This window comes from Microbacterium sp., from assembly GCF_049661145.1.
GTDB lineage: Bacteria > Actinomycetota > Actinomycetes > Actinomycetales > Microbacteriaceae > Microbacterium.
The window spans coordinates 1-4,449 of the sequence record NZ_JBASZT010000251.1 but is presented as its reverse complement, the minus strand read 5'-3'; the positions used below and the strand labels follow the sequence as shown (position 1 = coordinate 4,449).

The 4,449-nt window shown below is 70.0% G+C and carries 7 protein-coding genes; 4 read left to right on the top strand and 3 right to left on the bottom strand.

Features of this window, described 5'->3' with window-relative positions:
• Positions 1-123: 123 nt before the first annotated feature.
• Together WBP48_RS10735 and WBP48_RS10730 are read right to left on the bottom strand one after the other, a co-directional pair.
• Positions 124-645: an SDR family NAD(P)-dependent oxidoreductase gene (locus WBP48_RS10735; RefSeq protein ID WP_424440151.1), complete on the bottom strand. Its 522-nt coding sequence runs from the start codon at positions 643-645 to the stop codon at positions 124-126.
• Complete coding sequence (locus WBP48_RS10730; RefSeq protein ID WP_424440148.1) at positions 642-857, bottom strand: tautomerase family protein; 216 nt, start codon at positions 855-857, stop codon at positions 642-644. Before WBP48_RS10730 ends, WBP48_RS10735 begins: the two co-directional genes overlap by 4 nt.
• Positions 858-947: 90 nt before the next feature.
• Here WBP48_RS10730 and WBP48_RS10725 point away from each other — a divergent pair, with 90 nt between their 5' ends.
• The 4 genes from WBP48_RS10725 (at position 948) to WBP48_RS10710 (ending at position 4,264) form a co-directional block, all read left to right on the top strand.
• Positions 948-1,562: a TetR/AcrR family transcriptional regulator gene (locus WBP48_RS10725; protein WP_424440146.1), complete on the top strand. Its 615-nt coding sequence runs from the start codon at positions 948-950 to the stop codon at positions 1,560-1,562.
• A gap of 169 nt (positions 1,563-1,731) precedes the next feature.
• Positions 1,732-2,103 (top strand): hypothetical protein, encoded by a 372-nt coding sequence (locus tag WBP48_RS10720; RefSeq protein WP_424440143.1) that lies wholly within the window; start codon positions 1,732-1,734, stop codon positions 2,101-2,103.
• Between the two features lie 54 nt (positions 2,104-2,157).
• Positions 2,158-2,673 (top strand): hypothetical protein, encoded by a 516-nt coding sequence (locus WBP48_RS10715; RefSeq protein ID WP_424440140.1) that lies wholly within the window; start codon positions 2,158-2,160, stop codon positions 2,671-2,673.
• A gap of 88 nt (positions 2,674-2,761) precedes the next feature.
• A complete protein-coding gene (locus tag WBP48_RS10710; RefSeq protein ID WP_424440137.1) occupies positions 2,762-4,264 on the top strand; it encodes a polysaccharide deacetylase family protein in 1,503 nt (500 codons plus the stop codon).
• A gap of 8 nt (positions 4,265-4,272) precedes the next feature.
• Here WBP48_RS10710 and WBP48_RS10705 read toward each other — a convergent pair.
• A partial coding sequence (locus WBP48_RS10705) for an Lsr2 family DNA-binding protein (protein WP_424440154.1) occupies positions 4,273-4,449 on the bottom strand: 177 nt, incomplete at its 5' end.

Here is a 4,449-nt window from a genome sequence, read left to right as displayed (position 1 = left end):
GGCAGAAGGAGCCTAAGAAGGTGGTGCTGAACGCGAATAATCGGTGGCGCTCAACAACGAGAACACGACACCGAACGAGCGGTGCTCAACCCCAATACCCGCGGTGCTCAGAAACGCGAATATTCAGCTGACCCCCTGCGGGCCGTACTCGGCCGCCCACGCTCGGGTGAGCGATTCGAGCCCTGCTTTCGCGGCGCCGTAGGCGGCGGACGTGGCGGTTCCCACCCGCGCGGCGACGGTCGAGACGTTCACGACGCTGCCGCCGCCGTGCTCGGCCATCCGGGGGATGAGCGCCTGGCCGAGCAAGAAGGGGACCCGAAGGTTCACTTCCAGAAGGAGGTCGAAGACCGCCGGGCCGGTGCCCGAGGTGGGCAAGAAGCGGTAGACGCCGGCGTTGTTCACGAGGATGTCCACCCCGTCCAACGAGGTGAGGGCGGCTACTCCCTCCGGCTTGGTGAGGTCAGCAGTGACAGCGCGAGCAGTTCCGCCCGAGGCCGCGATCTGTGCGACGACCGCCTCGGCCCGTTGTGGATCACGGCCGGTGACGATCACGGTCGCACCGCGCGCGGCGAGCGACTCGGCGGCGGCGCGGCCGATGCCCGAGGTCGACCCGGTGACGAGGGCCGTCCGGCCTTCGAGGGTCATCGTGCCGCGGCCTTCGCGAGCACGACATCGATCGGGACGCCGCCGAGGCCATAGCCGTCGCGGGCGGTCTCGTCGATGACGACGTACACGAAGGGGCGGATCGGTTCGGCCTTCTCGACATCCACCAGGACATCGGTGAGTCGGGCGATCAGTTCGGATTTCTGGCTCGCGTCGAGCGAGCCGGTCGGGACTTGGACGGTGATGACGGGCATGGGGTTCCTCCTCTTTCGTTCTATGGCGATTGCCTTAGTATGTCGATCACCATAGAATGAATAAGGACGACACGCAAGGAGGTATCGCGGATGCCGAGGACCACGACCGCCAGGAGCGATGCGATCGCCGCCGCCGCGGACCTGTTCCGCCGGCAGGGATACGCCGCGACGGGGCTGGAGACGATCCTCGCGGCCAGTGGTGCACCGAAGGGTTCCTTTTACCACCACTTTCCGGGTGGAAAGGAGGATCTCGCGACCGAGGCGATCCGCTACAGCGGCGACCGGGTCGCCGACCGCATCCGCTACGCCGCCGCTGCGACGTCCACGCCGGGTGAACTCGTGACCGCCGTCGCCGCTGCTCAGGCGGCAGAGCTGCGTGATTCGGCATACGCCTGCGGCTGTCCGGTCGCGACGATCGCCTTGGAGCGCGCCGGCCAGTCCGAGGTGGTCGCCCAGGCCGCGGACAAAGCCTTCCGCGCGTGGGCCGCACCGCTCGCGAGCCGACTCCGCGAGACAGAACGCAGCGAGCAGGATGCCGACCGCCTGGCTCGCTGGGCGGTCGCGAACCTCGAGGGTGCGCTGCTCCTCGCCCGCGCCGCTCACGACGCCACGATCATCACGGATGCCGCCGCCCTCACCGCCGCCGTTCTCGACCGCCCTGCCGAGCTCCCGAACCCGACACGCGCGGCCGCGGACCTCGTATGATCCTGCGGACCGTCGCGATCTGTGCGCTGGTCGAGCCAGGGATGCCGGCGAACTCGAACAGCATCGCGGGCCTGCGCGCGCGTCCGCCTCGATCAACCGCTGTGGGACGACGATGGGCCGCAACCGCGGCGCTCTTCCGCGCCGAAGGCAGTACCGGCAGACTGACGCCATGAGCACTTTACGCTGTGTCACGGCGGCCGCTGCGGCCGGCCTCCTCGCGCTCGCGCTCGCCGGATGCGGGTCCGGCGGTGCACAGCCGGCCGTCGAGTCTGTGACCATGAGCACCGACGAGTTGCAGGGAGCCGAGGTCGACCTTGTCGTCGGCCAGGTGCTCAACATCACGACGGGCGACCTCGCGGTCGACAGCTACACCGCGCAGGTGGCCGACGCGTCGATCGCGGAGTTCATCCCCGGCGCCAGCAACGGCGGGGCGACGGAGAACCCCGGCATCCGTGCCCTCGCCGAAGGCGAGACGAAGATCGTTCTTGCCAACACCGACGGCGGCATTCAGGACGTCACCTTCACCGTCGACGTCGACTGACGTCCTGCGCGTGGGAGCGCGGCGGTCGTCGGCGCGGCTGGCATGATCGGTCTTGTGTCACCGCTCCGCCACCGAACGCCGGTCATCGTGGCGTCGGCGGCCGCAGCAGTCATCATCATCGCCGTCGTCATTTCGGTGTTCACGGTCGGCCCCGACATCTGGGCGGCGGCCACGATCCGCGTCGCGGAGGACGACGAGTCCGTCACGCTCACCGAATCGGAATCGACGGTGACCGTCCCCGTCGACCGGGACTGGTCGTACAGCACCTCGCCGTTCGATGAGAGCCGCGCGACGCTGCACAGTCCCGACGGTGTCATGACCATCGAGTTCGACGTCGGGTCCTCCCTTGAGCCGGATGCCGCGGCTCGCGCGCTCGCGGGCGACGTCGCCGTCTTCGACCACGAGTCGATAGGGCGGGCCGGCGTGATCCACGGCCGCACCGCCGACGGTGAGGCTCTCGCCGGAGCCCTCGTCGACGGTGGGACCGTCCTGGCGTTCGTCTCGCGCCCCTCACCCGACTACGACGCCGAGCTCGCCGGTCTGCTGGCCCGCATCGAGGTGGCGCCGTGATCGAGGCGACCTCGTGACCGCGCCGACTCGGATGCCGGGAGGCAGACGGGCGACGCGCGCGCGACGACGTGCCGCATGGGCTCTCCCGATGCTCGTCATCAGTGCGCTCGCGGTGTCCTCCTGCGCGGCACCGCGGGATGAGACCTGGATACCCGTGCAGTGGCCGTCGGCGGGCCGCGTGCTGTCCGAGCGGCCGTCGGCATCCGACAACGGCGCGGCGGTCGCGACGTTCGATCTGCGCCTGCGCGACGACGACGTCGGCATCGATGCCCGCTGGGCGCGACTGCCGGGCGATCAGCCGATCAACGCGCTCGTCGAGCAGACCGTGCGCGAAGCGGTGTCGGTCCGGTCTGCCGTTGCCGGTGTCGGCTATCGGCCGCAGGTCTTCGTGGCCGGTGCTGGCCTCGGAGACCGCGGCTGCACCTCCGGCGCCGCCTCCGACTCCGCCCAGGACGTGCTCGGCGGCCGCGTCGGCTCGGTCGTCGTGTGCGAGATCGCGCTCGCACGGGGGACGATCTTCGGCGAGACGTTGCGCACCGTCACCGGCGACGGCGCCGGCATCGTCTCCGACGAGAGCACGACCTTCTACACCGACCTCTCCAACGGCGCGACCGGTACCTCGGTGGATCTCGTCGCCGACGCGTCCGCGCTATGGGTGCAGGTCATCGACGCACTGCGGCGACATCTGGGGAGCCTCAGCCTGTCACCGCTCGCGCCGCCGACCGGAGAGCAGCTCGCCGTCTTCGTGCCGTCGCTGGCGGGGCTGGGGATCGTGTATGACGAGCTCATCGTGCCCGTGCCGGCGGAGTTGCACGCCGACGCTCTCGACGGATTCTCCCAGTGGTCGTCCGGCGGTGCCCGCCCGTTCGGTGTCGCGCTGCCTCTCACCGCCGTGCGGACGGCGCTGACCGCGCTGGGTCAGGCCGTGGCAGCGGCATCCGGCGATTTCACCGGCCCGGCGCTGCGCGGGACCGGCTTCGAGCCCGTGCCCTGCGATCTGGTGGCGTGCATGGCGCTCACGCTCGACGACGGTCCGTCGACCCTGACGCCCGAGTTCCTCGACATACTCAGAGACCAGCAGTCCGCCGCGACGTTCTTCATGCTGGGCAAGAACGCCAGTCGGTACCCCGACACAGTCGCCCGTGTCGCCGCCGAAGGCCACGAGATCGGCAACCACACGTGGGACCACCCCTACCTCACCGATATCTCCGACGCGCAGGTCACGACGCAACTGGGCGACACCCGTGCGTTGCTGCAGCGGTTGTCAGGGCAATCGATCCCGTTCTTCCGTCCACCCGGCGGGTATGTCGACGACCACGTCGTCGCGCTGGCCGGTGAGCCCGCCATCCTGTGGAGTGTCGACACCCGGGACTGGGCGGGCCCGGGCGATGACGACCTCGCTTCGTACGCCATCGACACTCCGCAGCGCGGCTCGATCATGCTGATGCACGACATCCAGCCCGGCGCGGCACGCGTGTTCGATCGCGTTGTGGCGGGTCTGCGCGACCGCGGACTGACGCTGGTGACGGTCGACGCCCTGTTCGATGGAGCAGTCCCGGGCGGCATCGTCCACCACGGCCCAGCCGGCTGAACTCCGATTCAGTGCGCGGCGTCGTACGCCTCGAGGACGGATGCCGGGACCCGCCCCCGTTCCGAGACGGTGTACCCGTTCTGCAACGCCCACTCGCGTACGGGGCCGTAGTCGCGTTGGCCGGAGCGGCGCTGCGGGGCACGGCCGGGTCCGCCTCGGCCGCCGCGAGGCGCGCTAGAGGCGGC